The organism is Salana multivorans (assembly GCF_003751805.1).
Lineage (GTDB): Bacteria > Actinomycetota > Actinomycetes > Actinomycetales > Beutenbergiaceae > Salana > Salana multivorans.
Genome location: NZ_RKHQ01000001.1, coordinates 48,450 through 64,626 on the forward strand (window position 1 = coordinate 48,450; position 16,177 = coordinate 64,626).

At 68.5% G+C, this 16,177-nt stretch carries 29 protein-coding genes; 28 read left to right on the forward strand and 1 reads right to left on the reverse strand.

What is annotated here, in order from left to right:
* The 26 genes from EDD28_RS00365 (at nt 1) to EDD28_RS00500 (ending at nt 13,845) form a co-directional block, all read left to right on the forward strand.
* Entirely contained in the window at nt 1-225 is a 225-nt protein-coding gene (locus EDD28_RS00365; RefSeq protein WP_123737835.1) for a hypothetical protein, read from the forward strand.
* A complete protein-coding gene (locus EDD28_RS00370) occupies nt 222-677 on the forward strand; it encodes a hypothetical protein (RefSeq protein WP_123737836.1) in 456 nt (151 codons plus the stop codon). The genes EDD28_RS00365 and EDD28_RS00370 overlap by 4 nt, the downstream gene beginning before the upstream one ends.
* A 59-nt stretch (nt 678-736) precedes the next feature.
* Complete coding sequence (locus EDD28_RS00375; RefSeq protein ID WP_123737837.1) at nt 737-1,636, forward strand: peptidoglycan recognition protein family protein; 900 nt, start codon at nt 737-739, stop codon at nt 1,634-1,636.
* Nucleotides 1,633-1,920 carry a hypothetical protein gene (locus EDD28_RS00380; RefSeq protein WP_123737838.1) on the forward strand — a complete coding sequence of 96 codons (288 nt, stop codon included), beginning with the start codon at nt 1,633-1,635 and terminating at the stop codon, nt 1,918-1,920. Before EDD28_RS00375 ends, EDD28_RS00380 begins: the two co-directional genes overlap by 4 nt.
* A 212-nt stretch (nt 1,921-2,132) precedes the next feature.
* A complete protein-coding gene (locus tag EDD28_RS00385; RefSeq protein ID WP_123737839.1) occupies nt 2,133-2,423 on the forward strand; it encodes a hypothetical protein in 291 nt (96 codons plus the stop codon).
* 291 nt (nt 2,424-2,714) lie between these two features.
* Entirely contained in the window at nt 2,715-3,188 is a 474-nt protein-coding gene (locus EDD28_RS00395; protein WP_123737841.1) for a hypothetical protein, read from the forward strand.
* A 205-nt stretch (nt 3,189-3,393) separates the two neighbouring features.
* Nucleotides 3,394-3,621, forward strand: coding sequence for a hypothetical protein (locus EDD28_RS17105; RefSeq protein WP_148059497.1), 228 nt, complete (start codon nt 3,394-3,396; stop codon nt 3,619-3,621).
* The gene (locus tag EDD28_RS00405) at nt 3,605-4,525 is read left to right on the forward strand and encodes a PD-(D/E)XK nuclease family protein (RefSeq protein WP_123737843.1); all 921 of its coding nucleotides are present in this window, start codon (nt 3,605-3,607) and stop codon (nt 4,523-4,525) included. The genes EDD28_RS17105 and EDD28_RS00405 overlap by 17 nt, the downstream gene beginning before the upstream one ends.
* 80 nt (nt 4,526-4,605) lie before the next feature.
* A complete protein-coding gene (locus EDD28_RS00410; RefSeq protein WP_123737844.1) occupies nt 4,606-5,151 on the forward strand; it encodes a hypothetical protein in 546 nt (181 codons plus the stop codon).
* Between the two features lie 37 nt (nt 5,152-5,188).
* Nucleotides 5,189-5,623 (forward strand): hypothetical protein, encoded by a 435-nt coding sequence (locus EDD28_RS00415; RefSeq protein WP_123737845.1) that lies wholly within the window; start codon nt 5,189-5,191, stop codon nt 5,621-5,623.
* Nucleotides 5,624-5,628: 5 nt separating this feature from the next.
* Nucleotides 5,629-6,051, forward strand: coding sequence for a hypothetical protein (locus tag EDD28_RS00420; protein WP_148059498.1), 423 nt, complete (start codon nt 5,629-5,631; stop codon nt 6,049-6,051).
* Entirely contained in the window at nt 6,052-6,846 is a 795-nt protein-coding gene (locus EDD28_RS00425) for an AAA family ATPase (RefSeq protein WP_123737847.1), read from the forward strand.
* 38 nt (nt 6,847-6,884) lie between these two features.
* Nucleotides 6,885-7,169, forward strand: a complete 285-nt coding sequence (locus EDD28_RS00430) for a hypothetical protein (protein WP_148059489.1) — start codon at nt 6,885-6,887, stop codon at nt 7,167-7,169.
* Nucleotides 7,166-7,438, forward strand: coding sequence for a hypothetical protein (locus EDD28_RS00435; RefSeq protein WP_211339079.1), 273 nt, complete (start codon nt 7,166-7,168; stop codon nt 7,436-7,438). The genes EDD28_RS00430 and EDD28_RS00435 overlap by 4 nt, the downstream gene beginning before the upstream one ends.
* Nucleotides 7,435-8,064 carry an RNA ligase family protein gene (locus tag EDD28_RS00440; protein WP_123737848.1) on the forward strand — a complete coding sequence of 210 codons (630 nt, stop codon included), beginning with the start codon at nt 7,435-7,437 and terminating at the stop codon, nt 8,062-8,064. The genes EDD28_RS00435 and EDD28_RS00440 overlap by 4 nt, the downstream gene beginning before the upstream one ends.
* A complete protein-coding gene (locus tag EDD28_RS00445; RefSeq protein ID WP_123737849.1) occupies nt 8,057-8,452 on the forward strand; it encodes a hypothetical protein in 396 nt (131 codons plus the stop codon). The genes EDD28_RS00440 and EDD28_RS00445 overlap by 8 nt, the downstream gene beginning before the upstream one ends.
* Before the next feature lie 492 nt (nt 8,453-8,944).
* Nucleotides 8,945-9,358 carry a CHC2 zinc finger domain-containing protein gene (locus tag EDD28_RS18170; protein ID WP_170169295.1) on the forward strand — a complete coding sequence of 138 codons (414 nt, stop codon included), beginning with the start codon at nt 8,945-8,947 and terminating at the stop codon, nt 9,356-9,358.
* Between the two features lie 91 nt (nt 9,359-9,449).
* Complete coding sequence (locus tag EDD28_RS17605) at nt 9,450-9,848, forward strand: toprim domain-containing protein (protein WP_211339080.1); 399 nt, start codon at nt 9,450-9,452, stop codon at nt 9,846-9,848.
* Between the two features lie 221 nt (nt 9,849-10,069).
* Nucleotides 10,070-10,390, forward strand: a complete 321-nt coding sequence (locus tag EDD28_RS00460; protein WP_123737780.1) for a hypothetical protein — start codon at nt 10,070-10,072, stop codon at nt 10,388-10,390.
* Nucleotides 10,387-10,650, forward strand: coding sequence for a glutaredoxin family protein (locus tag EDD28_RS00465; protein WP_123737781.1), 264 nt, complete (start codon nt 10,387-10,389; stop codon nt 10,648-10,650). Before EDD28_RS00460 ends, EDD28_RS00465 begins: the two co-directional genes overlap by 4 nt.
* Entirely contained in the window at nt 10,637-10,933 is a 297-nt protein-coding gene (locus tag EDD28_RS00470) for a hypothetical protein (protein WP_123737782.1), read from the forward strand. The genes EDD28_RS00465 and EDD28_RS00470 overlap by 14 nt, the downstream gene beginning before the upstream one ends.
* A gap of 358 nt (nt 10,934-11,291) precedes the next feature.
* Nucleotides 11,292-12,470, forward strand: a complete 1,179-nt coding sequence (locus EDD28_RS00480; RefSeq protein WP_148059490.1) for a metallophosphoesterase family protein — start codon at nt 11,292-11,294, stop codon at nt 12,468-12,470.
* 86 nt (nt 12,471-12,556) lie between these two features.
* Entirely contained in the window at nt 12,557-12,901 is a 345-nt protein-coding gene (locus EDD28_RS00485) for a DUF7574 domain-containing protein (protein WP_123737785.1), read from the forward strand.
* Entirely contained in the window at nt 12,898-13,200 is a 303-nt protein-coding gene (locus EDD28_RS00490; protein WP_123737786.1) for a hypothetical protein, read from the forward strand. Before EDD28_RS00485 ends, EDD28_RS00490 begins: the two co-directional genes overlap by 4 nt.
* Complete coding sequence (locus EDD28_RS00495; protein WP_123737787.1) at nt 13,200-13,580, forward strand: hypothetical protein; 381 nt, start codon at nt 13,200-13,202, stop codon at nt 13,578-13,580. Before EDD28_RS00490 ends, EDD28_RS00495 begins: the two co-directional genes overlap by 1 nt.
* Nucleotides 13,567-13,845 carry a hypothetical protein gene (locus EDD28_RS00500; protein WP_123737788.1) on the forward strand — a complete coding sequence of 93 codons (279 nt, stop codon included), beginning with the start codon at nt 13,567-13,569 and terminating at the stop codon, nt 13,843-13,845. The genes EDD28_RS00495 and EDD28_RS00500 overlap by 14 nt, the downstream gene beginning before the upstream one ends.
* Nucleotides 13,846-13,884: 39 nt before the next feature.
* Here the strand turns inward: EDD28_RS00500 and EDD28_RS00505 are convergent, their stop codons facing one another.
* On the reverse strand, nt 13,885-15,294 hold the full coding sequence (locus EDD28_RS00505; protein WP_123737789.1) for a recombinase family protein: 1,410 nt from the start codon (nt 15,292-15,294) through the stop codon (nt 13,885-13,887).
* A 23-nt stretch (nt 15,295-15,317) separates the two neighbouring features.
* Here EDD28_RS00505 and EDD28_RS00510 point away from each other — a divergent pair, with 23 nt between their 5' ends.
* Together EDD28_RS00510 and nrdI are read left to right on the forward strand one after the other, a co-directional pair.
* A complete protein-coding gene (locus tag EDD28_RS00510; RefSeq protein WP_211339081.1) occupies nt 15,318-15,590 on the forward strand; it encodes a hypothetical protein in 273 nt (90 codons plus the stop codon).
* A gap of 141 nt (nt 15,591-15,731) precedes the next feature.
* Nucleotides 15,732-16,166, forward strand: a complete 435-nt coding sequence (gene nrdI, locus EDD28_RS00515) for a class Ib ribonucleoside-diphosphate reductase assembly flavoprotein NrdI (protein ID WP_123739838.1) — start codon at nt 15,732-15,734, stop codon at nt 16,164-16,166.
* Nucleotides 16,167-16,177: the final 11 nt, after the last annotated feature.

Below are 16,177 nucleotides of genomic sequence, written 5' to 3' on the forward strand. Positions count from 1 at the left end.
ATGAACAAGAACCTCACCGACCTCCTCGAAGAGGTCATCGCTGCTGAGCGGCGCGCCATCCGGGCTGAGGCCGCCCTCACGGCAGCCAGGCAGCAGGTCGCGACGGCCGACCTCGAAAGGACTGCGGCCGAAGTCGCCCTCGCACCCATCCGCGGACGACTCCTGGAGGCCGTCTTCGAGGCCGGCGCCGCCGAGCCCGAGAACCACGAGGGACCCGACGCATGACCGACCCCAACGTCTGGGCCATCGTGATCGACGGCATCACAGCCCTCGGTGCGATCGTCGTCGGCCTCGTCGGCTACTGGGTCGGTCGACGCACCTCGCGCGACACGGTCCGCGTCGAGGGCGAGCGCGTCACCGTCGAGGCGTCGAAGGTCGACGTCGAGGAGCGCAGGGTCGATCTCGACGAGTGGAAGGCCCTCACGGAGGCGCAGTCCGCTGAGCTCGCGGCGGCCCGGAAGGAGCTCGCGGAGGCCACGCAACAGCTCCGCGAGGCGCGAACCGAGCACCTGGCAGCCACGACGCAGATCGCCGAGCTCCGCATCACGCTCCGAATCGCCGACGAGTACGTCAAGACCCTTGAGCGTCACGTCGGCCTACTGGAGGTCTGGATCAACGAGGGTCAGCCTCCTCCGCCCCCGCCTCGGCCGGCGCGCCACGCAGCCTCCACCTTCTGAACAACAGAGAAGAGCCCCAGTCGTGATGACTGGGGCTCTTCGTCATTCCGGGAGACCGAATGCTGATCCGCAAGCAGCTCGTTCCCGCCGCGCACCGCAAGGTGAACCGCGGCGTCAACCCTCGCACCTACATCACCATCCACGAGACCGGCAACACCAACAAGGGCGCCGACGCCACCGCTCATGGCAACCTCCAGGCCAACGGCAACAGCCGTCAGGCGTCCTGGCACTGGACCGTCGACTCCGACGAGGCGGTGCAGTCCTACCTCCACACCGATCGCTGCCAGCACGCGGGTGACGGCGTCGGCCACGGCAACCAGAGCTCGATCGCGGTGGAGATCTGCATCAACGCCGACGGCGACCTGCGCCTGGCGCAGCGGAACGCCGCCGAGCTGGTGCGGAAGATCATGGCCGAGGAGGGCGTCCCGCTCTCGTCCGTCGTGCAGCACAACCGCTGGTCCGGGAAGGACTGCCCCGACCTGATGCGCGACGGCCGTGCGCCGTACTCCTGGGCCCAGTTCCTCGACCTGTGCCGCACGGGAACCACCGAGCCCATCACCAAGCCCCTTCCCACGCCGCCTCCGACGGTCACCGTCGAGGAGAAGGTGAGCGCGGGTGAGGTCGCGAAGAAGACCTACGCGGTCCTCCGTGTCGACGGCAACTGGGGTGCCCTCACAACCGAGGCGTTCCAGATCCTCATGGCTTCGATCGACCGCTACTCGGGCTGGATCGACGGCGACAACGGGGTACTCACCCGCAAGGCCCTCCAGTCGTGGCTCACGAACCTCGGCTACTACACCGGCCTCATCGATGGCGTCGTCGGCTCCATGACCGTGAAGGCGCTCCAGCGCTTCCTCGCCAGGAAGGGTCTCTACGCCGGCCGTATCGACGGCCGGCTCGGGCCCCTGACGGTGAAGGCCTTCCAGACCTACCTCAACCAGCAGAGGACGTACCTGTGACCAACCCCAACTCCCCTCGCCACGCGGCGACCTCGACCCAGGGCAAGTACCCCTGGCGGGCCGTGGTCCGCACGGTGTTCGAGGTCGCCATCGCAGCGGCGGTCATCGCTCCGCTCGTCATCGGCGCCGCCGGCATCACCGGCCCCGCCGTCGCTGGCTTCCTCGCCGTGACCGCAGCCATCACCCGGGTGATGGCTCTCCCCCAGGTCAACGTGTTCCTTCGGAAGTACGCCCCCTGGCTCGCCGACGCCCCGGCGTCGGCCCTTGAGGTCGGCGACGCCTGACCCAACGACAAGACCCCCACCTGGACCTTTGCGGCTCGGGTGGGGGTCTTTCGTCGTATCCCGCGCGTACGCAGGGTGGAGCCAAGGGGCCCCGTCGCGGTGATCTGCGCGGACTCGTCCCGCACACGTGAGGGTGCCGCGGGTGGGCGAGAACGTCAGACCTCAGATGCATCATCGACCCCATCGGCACCAGCTCTGGACGAGGAGGCACCATGCCACGGGAGGCGCACCTGCCGCGCTCGCCGCTCAACGCCGTCCGCCCGCCCCTCAAGACGCGCGTGACCGAGGAGCTGCCCGGCCGTCCCCGGCTCGTCGTCGTCCGCCTCTGGTGGACGCCCCACCGCGGCGAGGTCCGCCCCGCGCTCGTACTTGCCGTCGCTCGCGAGGCGATTCTCGTCGAGTGGGGCGACCGCGAGCACAAGAGGCGGACCTGGCTCGCGCGCGACGACGTCCGTACCCGCGTCCCGATGCCGCCCGGATCGAGGCCAGCGGGGCGGGGCTAGTTGTCGGCCTCTTGGACTAGGCGATCCACTTCCTCATCGGTGGCGAACCAGTCCTCGAACCTGCGGCGCGGCGCCCCGGCGGGGGCTGGCCGGTGCCGCGCGCACAGCAGGGCCTCCATGCGCCCGTAGGGAGTTGGGGTGGCGCGCACCTCCAGACCTTCGGTCTCCTCACACCCCAGGACACTGCACGTCTCAACCTCGGGTGGTGCGCTCATGTTCTTCCTCTCTCAGCATTGACACATTACACAGTACACCTCTATAGTCGCCGCTGTCGAGAGTGGAGAGGGAGACATGGGACGCCAGAGGCAGAAGCGCGAGAAGGTGCAGGACGTCGCGGAGGTTGAGCGACTCCTACGTGAAGGGGCAACCTACCAGGGCATGGTGGACCTCTACCGCGCAAAGTACAACATCGAGACGTCCATCCAGATGTGGGCGAAGTGGCGCTCCAAGCTGGGCCTGCCCACCAGGGTGGGCCGCCATCTCTCGCTCATCCCCTGGAAGCTGGACCCCCGCCATCGCCACCTCACCCCCGTCAACATGCTCCGCGGCCTCGACCGGGTCCGCTCGGGCGACGAGAGCGTCCCGGAGGCGCTGGCTCAGCAGGTGCGGGAGTGGGAGTCGCGACTTCGCGAGGCAGACCGCGTCGTGCGATACGAGCCGGCGACAGAGCAGGGCTTCTTCTACGTGCCCCGCCGCCCCGAGGACGACGACATCGTCCGATGGCCGAAGGTCGTAACGGCGCGACGGGAGGGCGTCTCGCCGTGAGGCGGCACCGCTGACGATCGTACGAATGTTCGAGTTAGCCAAGATGTCGGGGGACGATGCTTCAATCATCAGCGAGGTGCGAGGTCCGCACCCGGTAGGGCGACACGGGTCGCCAGAGAGGGGGTCCAGCGCTGTGACGATCGGACTCGCATGGCAAGCGGAGCTTGTGCTTGACGGGGAGGGCTACGGACACGTCGACGCGGACTTGTCCCACCCCCGCGGCCTCGCCGACATGCTGACGCGACTCACTGAGGCGCAGTTCATCGGCCTCGCCCCCGTGCCCCAGGACGTGATGCTCCCCCGGATGCTGGAGTCGGGACTGACGCGCATCCACCTGGCCCCCGTCGACAACGAGCTGTTCTACGAGTACATCAACCACGAGGTCGCCATCGAGGCGGCAGAGGAGGAGGTGGCCCTTGCCATCATTGCTTGAGGCCCGACACCCGACAAGGCTGTCCTACAGCGCGCTGAGCACCTACGCGAACTGCGGGGAGCAGTTCCGCCTAGAGCGCCTCTACGGCGTCCGCGGCGGAACCTACTGGTCCACGATCGGAGGGTCTGCCTTCCACGTGATCGGCGAGGCGATGGCGCTTCGCAGTCTGGGGATCGACGTGGAGCAGCCGTCGTTCGAGGACGCCTTCGGCGCCGAGCTGGAGAAGGTTCTCCAGCGCAATGGCATCACGGAGGACCAGATCATCGCGTCGGGTCGAGTCGTGAAGGGCGGGCTCACGCCCGGCGGCGGACCCAACAAGAAGAACCGCGACTGGTGGCTGCACTACGGCCCGCAGATGGTCAGCGGGCTTGCCCGCTGGCTCGACGAGGACCCGGGCAAGGTGTGGATCGCCCCGACGGGCGAGCCCGCCATCGAGCTCCTGTTCGACATCGAGATCGCGGGTGTCCCCGTCCGCGGCTACATCGACATGGTGCGCGAGTATGCGGGGGGCTTCCTCCGGATCGTGGACCTCAAGGGCGGCAACCGGCCGATGACGACCGAGCAGCTCGGCGTCTACAGCGAGGCTATCCGTCAGATGTTCGACGCCAAGGCGACCCAGGGCGCCTACTGGATGGCCCAGGAGTTCCTTCCTGACCCTCGTGACCCGGAGGCTCCCGCCCCGAAGATCCAGTGGGAGTCGCTGGTCCGGTACACGCCGGACTACTTCGACGCCCGCTTCGGCATGGCGCGCGACGGTATCGACGCCGGCGTCTACCTCGCCAACCCGAGCAACCTCTGCGGCGGGTGCTCGGTTCGCGACTTCTGCCGCCTCCAGGGCGGCGCCCGCGCGGAGGAGGTCCCCTACCGGGAGCCCAAGCGCGAGATGGTGCTCGCTTGCGCTTGACGTTTGGATAACGTACCGTGTAGCGTGTCAATCACAACTTCATAGAGGGCCGCCCCAGGGGCGGCAGGAGAGGAGGGCTAGTGTCCGACGTGGACATCACCCCCGATGGGTCCGAGATCGTCGTCACGCTCAAGGGCGGCAAGGACTTCTCGGACACCTGGATCGTCATTCATGGCAACGACGCCAGCGAGGTGCGACAGAAGATCGCCGACATGTTCGGCCTGGCCGAGGAGCAGCACAAGGAGCTCAAGCTCTACGAACTCGTGATCTACGCGAACAAGGCTCTCCAGGTCGCCCGCAACCTGAACGTGGTCCTGGGCGCCGTGCCGGCCGACGGCCCGGTCGCGCCGTGGGACGAGCCCGCGAAGCCCGCTGCGGACGGCGACCCGTGGGGCGACGAACCCCAGGAGGACCCCGCCGCGAAGAAGCCGACCACCCGGACGCGCAAGGCCCCCGCCAAGGAGCCGGAGCCGGAGCCCAAGGTCGACGTCGGCGCGCTGATCGACGTGGCCGAGTCGGTGGACAGCCTCAAGGCGATCTTCGCCGAGCACAAGGCCGAGATCACGGCCACCCCCGCGCTCCAGAAGCGCGTGAAGGACCGCCGCGCGGTCATCGCCGGCAAGTAGTACCCCACAACACAACTGAACAGAGGAGGCCCCAACAGTGGCGATTGGTAAGAAGCAGGGCGGCGGAGGGTTCTTCAAGCCCGCGGATCACACGAACGACCTGGCGATCCTGGTCGAGCCGAAGTCGATCAAGCGCGACCAGAAGAACGAGTACAACGGCCAGATCACCTACCGCGACGAGCTGACTGCGGACGTGACGGTGTTCCCGAACTCGTCCTCCCTCAAGCCGAACGGCAAGCCCGAGGTGTACCAGAACATGGTGATCGCCTCGAAGGTGCTCGTCTCGACGATCGAGCACCTGGTGGGCACCGGCGACGCCGTGATCCAGACCGTCGGCAAGCCCCGCGGCAAGAACTACTACGACTGGCTGGACCCCGAGCCGGACGCGCAGCAGGCGGTCCTCGCCTACTACGAGTCGCGCGAGGCGGCCTCCGCCGGCGTGGAGGACGACCTCTTCGGAGACGACGAGTGACCCAGGTGACCGAGGTCGTCCTCGACAACGGTGAGTGCATCCGCCTGGAAGGGGCGAAGAGGGTCGACTACGGCGACGGGACTGGCGTAGTCACCGTCAAGGACGCCCAAGGTCTCGTGCTGTTCCTCGCGCCGCTGGATCAGGTTCGGTACTTCATCAACCGCCCGCCCGCGGCTGAGGCTGCGGGTCCGAAGGTCGGGGACGTCGTCACCGTTGACGAGTTCCGGGCGCTGCCGGCGGGAAGTCGCGTAGCGGACCGCCAGGGCGACCAGTACGAGTTCGACGGGGCTGGCATCACCCTCGTTCGGTGGCGTAGCGAGCCCGACGACCGAGAGGCGTGCCGCCTCCGATACGACGACCGATGGGATGACGGACTGCGGGGCGTCTACGCTCCACTCCGGCTCACCCAGATCGGCGCCGGCGACTAGGTGTTCACCGCATCGAGGGCGCTCAGTCGCAACATCAGCGACGGCAAGGAGCTTCCTCGCGTCCCCTGGCTTCGGGACCTGTACCGCTACGGCTGTACGCCACGACACGGCCAGGTAGTGATGGTGGTGGGGAGGTCCGGCTCTGGCAAGTCGGCCCTCACGATGGCCTGGGTCCAGGACATGGGCCTCCCCACCCTGTACTTCTCGGGCGACATGTCGGCGTTCGACGCATCGACGCGACTCGCGTCGATGGTGTCCGGCGAGACGGTACCGATGATCGAGGCCGCTTTCGACGCCGGGACCCAGACCGAGTACGTCGACGCGCTCGCCGAGTCGAAGGTGACGTTCGTCTTTGGGGCACCGATCACCTGGCAGCGCGTCACGGATGCCCTTGAGGCGTACGTAGAGCTCTGGGACGCCTACCCCGAGGTGCTCGTGATCGACAACCTCATGGACCTCGACGGCGCCGAGTCGGACTACTCGGTGCAGATGGAGGCCATGTCGATCGTGACCGAGCTCGCACGGGAGACGGGGGCGACGGTGTTCATCCTGCACCACGCGAGCGACAAGACGATGGACGCGAAGAACGCTCCGTACGACCCGCCGAACCGGGCAGACGTGAAGGGGGGCCTCTCCGAGAAGCCGGAGATCTCCCTCAGCATCGCCCTGGACCCGCGGCGGGGTACGGCCAACGTGGCGGTCATCAAGAACCGCAACGGACGCTCGGACCCGACCGCTCGACACTTCATCGAGATCGGCACGGAGCCGGAGCTGTCCCGCTTTCACGCGCTGTAGAGCGCGTCACAACTGAATATGGAGAAGGAGGAATCGTCGTGTATCAGCGATTCAAGACGTGGGCGGATCAGACGCCCTGGCCCCTGCGAGTGGCGGTGATGTTCACGCTCGTCATGGGGACGGTCATGCTGGGCACCACCTACGGGTGGGCGGCGGCTCTTGCCGCGCTCGGCATGGCGCTCATCGTCATCGGGGCCTCCGCTGCGATCGACCGACTCAAGACCGTCGCCGAGCTTGACCGGTACGAGGGCTGGACTCTGATCCACCCGGTCGAGCCGGTCAAGCCGTCGGTGGTGGCCTCGACGGCCGGGGGTGCAGCGTGACCGCCACCGCCGACGTTCCCACGAGGAACGTGCGCGGGGGGCTCGGGTTCTGGGGCGCCCTACTCATCGTGTTCGTCGCCCTCAAGTTCGGCGGCGTCATCGCCTGGCCGTGGTGGCTGGTGATCCTGTTCCCGCTCCTTGCGCCCGTCGCGCTCGCCCTCATCTGGGCGGCGCTCCTGGTCGCCCTCGCCCTTGTGGTGGGGGCCGTTCGGGAGGCGACGATCCGCCGCACGGCGAAGAAGTTCTCGACGCGGGCGGGCGCTCGATGAGCGCCGTGACCTTCGAGGCGTGGCCGAAGACTCCGCGCCTCTACCGCGACGCGGTCGTGACCGAGAAGATCGACGGCACCAACTCCGCCGTCATCATCGACCTCGGTGACCCGTCCGAGGACCAGCAGGGCTACGTGGCCGGCGTGCATGTCAGCGACACCTTCTACAAGGTGGGCGCCCAGTCGCGCAACCGGATCATCACGCCCGGGAAGAGTACGGACAACTACGGGTTCGCGGGGTGGGTCGCCGAGAACGCCGAGGCGCTAGCCCTCACCCTTGGGCCCGGTCGGCACTTTGGCGAGTGGTGGGGTAAGGGCATCGCGCGCAACTACGGTCTCGACCACCGCCGGTTCTCGCTCTTCAACACCGCCCGCTACGAGTCGAAGCTCAACGAGCACAACCCTCTGCGGGGCGAGCTGTTCACGGTGCCCATCCTGGAGGTCGGCACGTTCGGTGACGGGCTCGTGAACGGCGCGCTGACGAGCCTGACCCTCTCTGGTTCGTCCGCCGCCCCCGGCTTCGACCGGCCCGAGGGCGTGGTCGTCTTTCATGCGGCGTCGCGCTCCACCTTCAAGGTGCTCCTGGAGAACGACGCCCAGCCCAAGGGGGAGGCGCCCGTTGGCTGACCCGACGATTCAGCGTCGCAACCGCGCCAACAAGCGGCGTGGGGCGACCTGGGAGATCTCGCTCACCGACTTCTTCCGGAACCGAGGGCACGCCGCCGAGCGGCTGCCGAAGATGGGCCGCCTCGACCAGGGCGACATCGCCGTCCAGGACACCTACGGGACCATCCTGATCGAGGCCAAGGACGCGAAGGCGATGAGCCTGCGCTCGTGGCTCGCGGAAGCCGAGGAGGAGGCGGCGAACTACGTCGCAGTCCGTCCCGGCGTCCGGCGCGAGGACGTCCAGGCGGTGGTGATCGTGAAGGACCGCGAGGAGCCGATCGAGCGAGCGATCGTCGTGATGCGCCTCAGTGAGTACCTCACGCTCCCCGCCGTCGAGGCGGCGACGTGACCCGCCCACGGAGCGACGGGATCATCGATCTCGTCGCGATCGCCCGTGCGCTCGACTTCGACTGGCCCGTCATCGAGCGCCTCACGCGACGAGAGTTCGCCGTCTTCATCGACCGCCTCGCGCAGATGGGCGACCCCCTGTCGGAGCGTGGCGACCAGAACTGGGGTCTCCCGCCGGGTGCGTCCCAGTGGCGTGGTTCGCGCGGGATGTCGCTCGACGGGTGGGACGGGTCGTGGGAGGGGGCCTCCCCTGCCGCGAATCCTGCGCTCCAGGCGCTCACCGACTACGAGAGGCGTCGGATCGAGTCCGCGAGTGGGGGCGGCGGCGTCGAGGTGGCGGGCGCAGGTGGGCAGCAGGTCTCACTCTCGGGCTCGCGCCCAGGGCTGGGCTGGTCAGACGACGTTCGCCGGCGCGAGCGATGGCTCGTTGGGTCACGGTCTCAGCGCGAGAGCGTCACTGGAGCGCTGCGACGTCGCGCCCGAAGGACGAGCGGTGCTCGCGCGGCTTAGCGCGAGGCGGGATCGGGATGGGGAGGGCCTGGACATCGTCACGGTGTTCGAGCACTACTCCATCCCGATCCACAGCGGGCGCTCTAGCCAGATGGTGCGCTGCCCGTTCCACGGCGATTCCACACCCTCGCTGTCCGTCGACCTGAACAAGGACGTCTGGAACTGCCACTCGTGTGGCGAGGGCGGGAACGCGTGGCAGATGGTTCTACGAATGGAGGCTGGGGATTACGGACGAGCAAGAAGTGTTGAGGCCCAGCTCGTCGGAGCAGCGGGCGATCCTCGGGGAGGCCGTCGCCAAGTATCAGGCGGGGGTTACACGCGAGGTCGCTCAGTATCTCCGGGAGCGGGGCGTAAGCCGCGAGACCGCACAGCGCTTCCGCCTTGGTTGCGTCACTGACCCTCTCCCCGAGCACGCTCGCTTCGAGGGCTGGCTAGCGATCCCGTATCTCCGTCACGACGGCGGGGTGCTCCAGGTGCGGTTCCGGTGCATGGACGACCACGACCATCGCGAGGCGGGCCACGGCAAGTACGCGACGGTGGCGGGCGAGGCTGCCCGCACGTTCAACGTGAAGGCGCTGCATGACGCAGCGGACGTCGTACACGTCTGCGAGGGGGAGCTGGACGCCCTGGTGCTGAACCAGCTCGAACTCCCCGCGGTCGCCCTTCCCGGTGCCGCGATGTGGGGGCGGCGTCATCGTCACCTGTTCGCGGGCTACTCCCGGGTGTGGGTATGGGCGGATGGCGACGAGGCGGGCGCCAAGCTCGCGAACAAGATCACCGCCTCGCTGTCGACGGCGAAGCGGGTCCGGATGCCGTCCGAGATGGACGTGACGGACCTGTACCTCGCCGAAGGCGCTGAGGCGATCTACGACCTGATGGAGGAATGAGTGGGACTTGAAGACGAGCTGAGGGCACCCGCCGCACGACCGCGGCCGATGCTGATGGACGCCGTACTGGGGAGCCTGACCGAGGCCGAGGGTGACGCTGTGAGGTCGGCGTTGCGGGAGGGGCAGCCGGCCGCGCACGTGGCCTTGATCCTGACGAAGCATGGCCACCAGGTCGGAGAGGCGGCCGTGCGCCGCTGGGCCCGACGAGAGGGGCTGCGACCGTGAGGCTGCGCACCCTTCGGGATGACCTGATCGACCTGCTCACGCTGCATGGCATTCCGGGCGGGCGCCTCTCCGGCCTCCACTGGGAGGTCGACTGCCCGGACGGGCTGGACGTGGAGTGGATCACCGACGCGGGAGACCGCATCCGGAACTGGCTCCCGCTCGACCGCACGATCGTTCACGACCTGGGCGAGCCGACGCCGCTTCATGAGGAGATCGTCGCGCTGGACCGGCTCCGTCAGATTGTCGACGCCCACCGGGCGCTGCGCGGTGTGAAGACGGCTTCACACCGAATGCTCCGGGAGCGTGACTGCGAATGAGGTTCACCCTCTTCAAGAAGTCCCAGGGCTGCCAGCCGTGCGTCGCGACTCAGCGAGTGCTCGATCGGCACGGCCTTCGCGAGGGTCAGCACTACGACGTCCGGTACCTCGACCTCGACGCCGAGGCGCTGCGCTTCGCCAAGGGGCTTGGCCACAACGCGGCCCCGGTCGTGTACGTGAACGAGGACCGACACTGGTCCGGGTTCTGGCCCGGTCGCGTCGACGAGCTGGCCCAGGAGGTGGACCGTGGCGACGGCTGACGAGCGAGAAACCACTGTCACAGTGTGTGACTCCGATGCGCACGTGCGCGTCTGGTCCAACCGCAGGCGTGACATCACCAAGCTCAGGAATCACTCACGCGTTACCATCGTTTCTGAGGGGGTCCACGACGGCACGCCCTGGGTCGAGGCCATCCTCCCGGCGGCGGAGTGGAGCCCGGTTCACGGGATCAAGCGCAGGCGCAAGCCGCTGACGGATGACCAGCGCGAGGCTGCGGTTGAGCGACTGCGCATCGCCAGGGAGGCCCGCAATGGGGCCGGCTGACTCACTGGCGCCGGCCTCTGGGGTGTGGATCGCCGACACCGACGGCGGGGAGTGGACCGAGGTCGGCAAGATCACCGGCCCGCTCACATCGCCGACTCGGCCACTCGACGATGTGGCCGAGTCATTCCGCCACCTCGGTGACGTGAGCATGTCATTCACGATCTCCGCGGATGAACTGCTCAAGCGCATGCACCTCCTCCGATGGCTCGACCCGCTCAGCCGGGCTCGTCGGCGCCAGCTCCACACGAAGTACAACGCCCGACGACGACGGCGGGCCAGGTGATGGGCTGCGCGAGCGGCCGCGACCCCTTCGACTACGACGACTGGTTCGTCAACTTCAACATCAAGGAGGACTCGCTTGAGTCTCAAGGACGACCTGCTGGCGCCACCGCCAGCACCGCCGCAGAGCGCGCGGACCGCAGAGCGAGCGTTCACGCGCAAGCTTGAGGTGAGTGGCGACCGGGCCGAGGCCGAGATCAACGCCCCCGAGGGCACGATCACGGACGAGACCGTCGCGGAGTTCCTCACGACGAAGGGGCTCGATCCACACGAGTGGGAGGCCAGCGGGTTCCGCTCGTCGGAGTGGACCATGCCCAACGGCGCCGTCGGCGAGTCGAAGAGGTTCAGCTTCGTTCGCCGTGCGGGTGGCGCGGCCGGCTCGACCCTTCCAGACCTCGACGACCTGCACGCAGCCATCGAGCGCGCTCGTGCCGAGCTGACCCCGCAGGTGGTCCCGCTGGGTGGGCGAGCGTCGCTGGTCACGATCATCGCAGACCCGCAGATCGGCAAGGTCGGGAGCCGGGGCGGCGCCGAGGAGGTGCTCGGCCGCCTGGAGGCTTCGCGCGAGCGGTTCGAGCATCGCGCTCGGACGGTCGCGGCTTCGGAGATCATCCTCGTCGACGCAGGCGATGCCGTGGAGAACTTCGAGTCCGCACCCCAGCAGGACCGGACGAACGACCTCCAGCTCACCGAGCAGATCCGGGTGTGGCGTCGAGTCCTCTGGACTTGGGTTGCCACGGCCGCTCGGCTGTCCGCGAGCGTGAAGGTCATCGGCGTTCCGTCGAACCACGGCGCCGTCAGGCGCGGCAAGGCGAAGATGGGGCCCGCGTCCGACGACTACGGGATCGAGGTCATCGCCCAGGTCGCAGACATGGCGGCGGTCAACAACGACCTCTACGGTCACGTCGAGTTCTTCACGCCGGGGACGCACGAGGAGTCGGTCGCCATCGAGCTCGCTGGGGGCAAGGTTCTCGGGGTCGCGCACGGCCACCAGGCCGGCACTGCCGACGGGCTCGCCAAGTGGCTCGCGGGGCAGGCGCTCGGCCGCACGCCGGTCGGGCGAGCAGACATCGCGGTGTTCGGGCACTTCCACAACCTGCGCATCCAGACCGTCGGCGACGACCGATGGCTGTTCGTGGCGCCGACGTCGGACAACGGCTCTGACTGGTTCCGCAACCTGTCCGGGGCGGACTCGGCTCCTGGTGTCCTGACCTTCGTGGTCGACGAGGATGGCTGGCGCGACCTCGCGGTGTGCTAGGGCCGACTGTATAACGTGGCGTGTACTGCGCCTTGACAACTGAATAGAGGAGCCCCACTGCGGTGGGGCCGGAGAGGAGGTCGACCGTGACCGAAGAGAATCCCCACATCCGAAGCGATCGCTTTCGCTGGATCGACAGCATCGACTGGGACGAAGAGTCGTACCAGTTCAACATGACGGACGCCTGGCTCGACACGGAGACGGGCGACGTGCTCGTCGCGGACGACTCAGGGTGCTCGTGCCCGACGCCGTTCGAGGACACCCGGCTCAACGACACGACCAAGATCGCCCACCTCAAGGATCTCGACGCCCACGTCGCCGACCGCATGGAGATCGAGTGGTCGCGGGCTCACCCCGGCCAGGCGGGTCGCGTCGATCGCCACCAGCACTTCCGTGCGTCCGTCGAGCAGGCGCTGCGAGGCGGCGAGTGAGCCGGAGCTACCCCGACGAGAAGACCGTCGCGGCGGCGGTGCGCGGCGCCAGGCAGGCGGCGAGGCGCTACCCGAACGACCTGGAACCCGACGACGCCACCCAGGAGGCGTACCTGTTCCTCCTGGAGAACGAGTCTCGCGTCCTCGCCGCGCTCGCCCGTCGGGGCGGTAGCGACAACGTCCGCAAGCTGGTCTCGCAGACGTTTCGGGACCGGGTCCGAAAGAGCCCCTGGGCGTCGTGGCACCGCCGACCGCTGTCCGACGCCTACGACGAGATGGCCGAGGCTGAGGAGGGCTAGTGGGGCAGTACGACACGAAGACGATCGAGGAGGCCCTGTCGACCCTGTGGGACGAGAGCCGCTTCCAGCAGTCCCAGGAGCGGGAGGGGTCGCCCGATCCCGACATGCCCCGTAACCCGAGCTCTGACCCGACGAGGTCCGGCACGGCCTGGGCGGTGTGGGCAGACATGTCGAGCGCGTGGCGACGACTCCCGCTCGACGACTGGCGGCGCGCGGTGTTCCGACGGCACGCCCAAGACCTCGACTTCCGAACGATCGGCGCCCTGGAGGGGTGCTCCAAGGACACAGCACAGCGGCGCTACATGGCCGCCATCGAACACATGAGGGACGACCTGAACGGCGCCCCGCGAGAGGAGAACAGCCACCTTGACTGCGACTGACATCGACCCCATCCCCCTCGTTGACGCCGCTCTGCGCGCCGCCGACCTGTCCGCAACCGACCTTGGTGCGGTGATCGAGGTGAACTCACGCGCCGGCGTCAAGCTGCGAGGCGTGCTCCAGCGGATCGACGCCCAGCTCGTGGCTCCGTCCGACTTCCCCGGCTTGGCCCACAACCCCACGGCCCAGCCCGCCATCGAGCTCTGGTTCGCGGGCGACGTGGTGGTCCAGGTTGACCCCCGCGCCCGCGTGACGGTGGCGGAGTGACCGTCGAGGAGTGGACGGCCCGAGCCCTCGGGCCCGACTTCAAACTCCTGCCGTGGCAACGCGACTTCCTGGTTCAGACCTTCGCAGGGTCACGATCACGTGCTCGCGGCCGTACCGACGCCCCTTCCCCGCAGGGTGCACGGAGACCTGCACCAGCCTGTCGATGATCTGACGCTTCTCATCCAGAGACATCCGCCCCCACTCCCGCTTCGCATCCTCCGCCGCGAGGAAGCGAGCGAGGGTGGGGGCTTTTTCTGTTTCGGCTATCGAACGCTCGATCTCCTCAAGCCTCCCCCTAAGACCAGTCGTGATGGTGCCAAGTTGCTCGATGGTGAGCACGCCCTCAGCAAAGCTCGCTGCGGCTTCGGTGAGCCGCTCCCGCAGCGCGGCGGCCTCGCCCACCAGGGTCGCGCCATGCTCCGGGGTGGAGGTGTCTGGGTCTTCAATCTCAGCCATGTCGACGAGGGTGAAGATGAACCCTTCTACCGTGTCGTCGACGAGAGGCTCGGGAATCATGACGTGGTAGCCCGAGGAGCAGGTGAGGTAGTACCCCAGGGGCGTGACGCGCTCCGCCCCTATCGCTCGCCGAGGCGGTGTCGAACGGCGCCGGCCTGACTTGAGGGTGCTCCCACAGACTCCGCAGGTCGCGAGCGACACGAGCAGGTGCTTACGCACCTTGCGCACGGGGTTCGTGTTCCGTTCGGGCCGGTCGAGGATGGCTTTCATGGTGCGCCAGGTCGTCATGTCGAGCGGGGCTTCCCAGTCGCCCGTGCCCACCTCCACCCCGTCGTACACACGAACGCCGGCGATCCGCGGGTTCTGTAGCACCTGACGCAAGAGCGCGCCGGTCCACTTCCCGCCGCGCGCAGTCGGGTGCCCCTCTTCGTTGAGCCGCTTCGCGATTCCGTAGAGGCTGGCCCCGCCGATGAGCTCTCCCGCGGCGCGCTGGATCACGGCCGCCTCGGCCTGGTTCAGGCTGCCATCCATTTCGTTGCCGTAGGGACGGGTTGCCCACCAGCGCTTGCCCTTTCGTGCCCGCGCCGCGTTGCTGAGCCGCTGGCGGATCGCCTTCTGCTCCCCCTCGTACTGGGCCCAGGCGGTAACCGTGCGCGCCACTGCACGCCCCGCTGGTGTCGACAGGTCGAGGTGTCCGGCCTCCTTGGCGTACACGTTGATGCCGAGCTCGATGACGCGCTCCAGGTCACGGTTGGTGCGCACGAGGCGATCGGTGTGCCAGACCGCGATCGCCTCGGCGCCCGAGCGCAGTAGGGCCTCGAACCCCGGTCGGCGGGCTCCGGTCGTTGCCGAGATGTCGTTGTCCTCGTAGATCCCTACGATCCGCCACCCCTGCCGAGAACACCACTCAACGAGCGCCTCGCGCTGGTTCTCGACGCCCTCCTGGTTGCCGTAACGGTCGAGCGAGATTCTCACGTACAGGGCCACGTCCACGGGTGCATCGTAGGCGAATCAGCATGGACCTCGTCAAGGTCGTCGTGCACCTCGGGCCGGCGGTGCCGGGTGAGCTGGCGCTCGACGTCGTCGAGCTGGCCCGGGACGTCCGGGAGCTCGACATGCGGGCGTCGCCGTACGACGTCTCGGGGTTCGGGCTGGCCCCCGTCGCCATCGAGACGGCCGCGGGCAAGGCGCAGTACGTCGCGGCCCAGCGGGCGTTCGCGGCGCGGGCGGAGCCGCTGCGCTCCGCGCTGCTCGCGGTCTGCCGCGACCTGCTGGCGTCGGCCGCCTGACGGCCCGCGGCCTCCGGGGCCGACCCGGGGGCCGACCCGGGGGCCGACCCGGGGGCCGGACCCGGGGGCCGGACCCGGGGGCCGGACCCGGGACCAACGTCCCGGGCGGCCGAACCGTCCGGGCGCATGCTGGACGGCATGGTGCGGCAGACCCCGATCTACTACTACTCCTCGACGAGCGGCCTCGTGCGCACGTTCGCGGAGCGGTTGGGGCGGCCCGTGTTCAACCTCGCCGAGCGGGAGAACCGGCTCTCCGAGGTCGACGGCGCCTGGGTGCTCCTGACGCCGTCGTACAAGACGGGCAACGTCGCGAACGACACGATCCCCGAGGCGATCAAGCGCTTCCTGCGCTCGCCGCACAACCGCCGTCACCTCGTCGGCGTCATGGGCTCGGGCAACCGGAACTTCGGTGCGTTCTACCAGAAGGCCGCGCGCGAGATCGCGGCGGCGTCGGGCCGCCCGATCCTGTTCGAGTTCGAGCTGTCCGGCGAGAGCTGGGACGTCACGGAGTGCCGGCGGATCATGGCGGAGCTGGACGAGGCGCTCGCCCAGCGGGACGACGCGCGAGCCGGATAGCCCGCCGCGGG

What these genes read in the sequence shown, in the direction of transcription:
- EDD28_RS00370 (WP_123737836.1), top strand. Translation starts at nt 222, where the DNA reads ATGACCGACCCCAACGTCTGGGCCATCGTGATCGACGGCATCACAGCC.
- EDD28_RS00510 (WP_211339081.1), top strand. Translation starts at nt 15,318, where the DNA reads ATGGACCTCGTCAAGGTCGTCGTGCACCTCGGGCCGGCGGTGCCGGGT.
- EDD28_RS00440 (WP_123737848.1), top strand. Translation starts at nt 7,435, where the DNA reads ATGAGCGCCGTGACCTTCGAGGCGTGGCCGAAGACTCCGCGCCTCTAC.
- EDD28_RS00375 (WP_123737837.1), top strand. Translation starts at nt 737, where the DNA reads ATGCTGATCCGCAAGCAGCTCGTTCCCGCCGCGCACCGCAAGGTGAAC.
- EDD28_RS00385 (WP_123737839.1), top strand. Translation starts at nt 2,133, where the DNA reads ATGCCACGGGAGGCGCACCTGCCGCGCTCGCCGCTCAACGCCGTCCGC.
- EDD28_RS00465 (WP_123737781.1), top strand. Translation starts at nt 10,387, where the DNA reads ATGAGGTTCACCCTCTTCAAGAAGTCCCAGGGCTGCCAGCCGTGCGTC.
- EDD28_RS00395 (WP_123737841.1), top strand. Translation starts at nt 2,715, where the DNA reads ATGGGACGCCAGAGGCAGAAGCGCGAGAAGGTGCAGGACGTCGCGGAG.
- EDD28_RS00365 (WP_123737835.1), top strand. Translation starts at nt 1, where the DNA reads ATGAACAAGAACCTCACCGACCTCCTCGAAGAGGTCATCGCTGCTGAG.
- EDD28_RS17605 (WP_211339080.1), top strand. Translation starts at nt 9,450, where the DNA reads ATGGACGACCACGACCATCGCGAGGCGGGCCACGGCAAGTACGCGACG.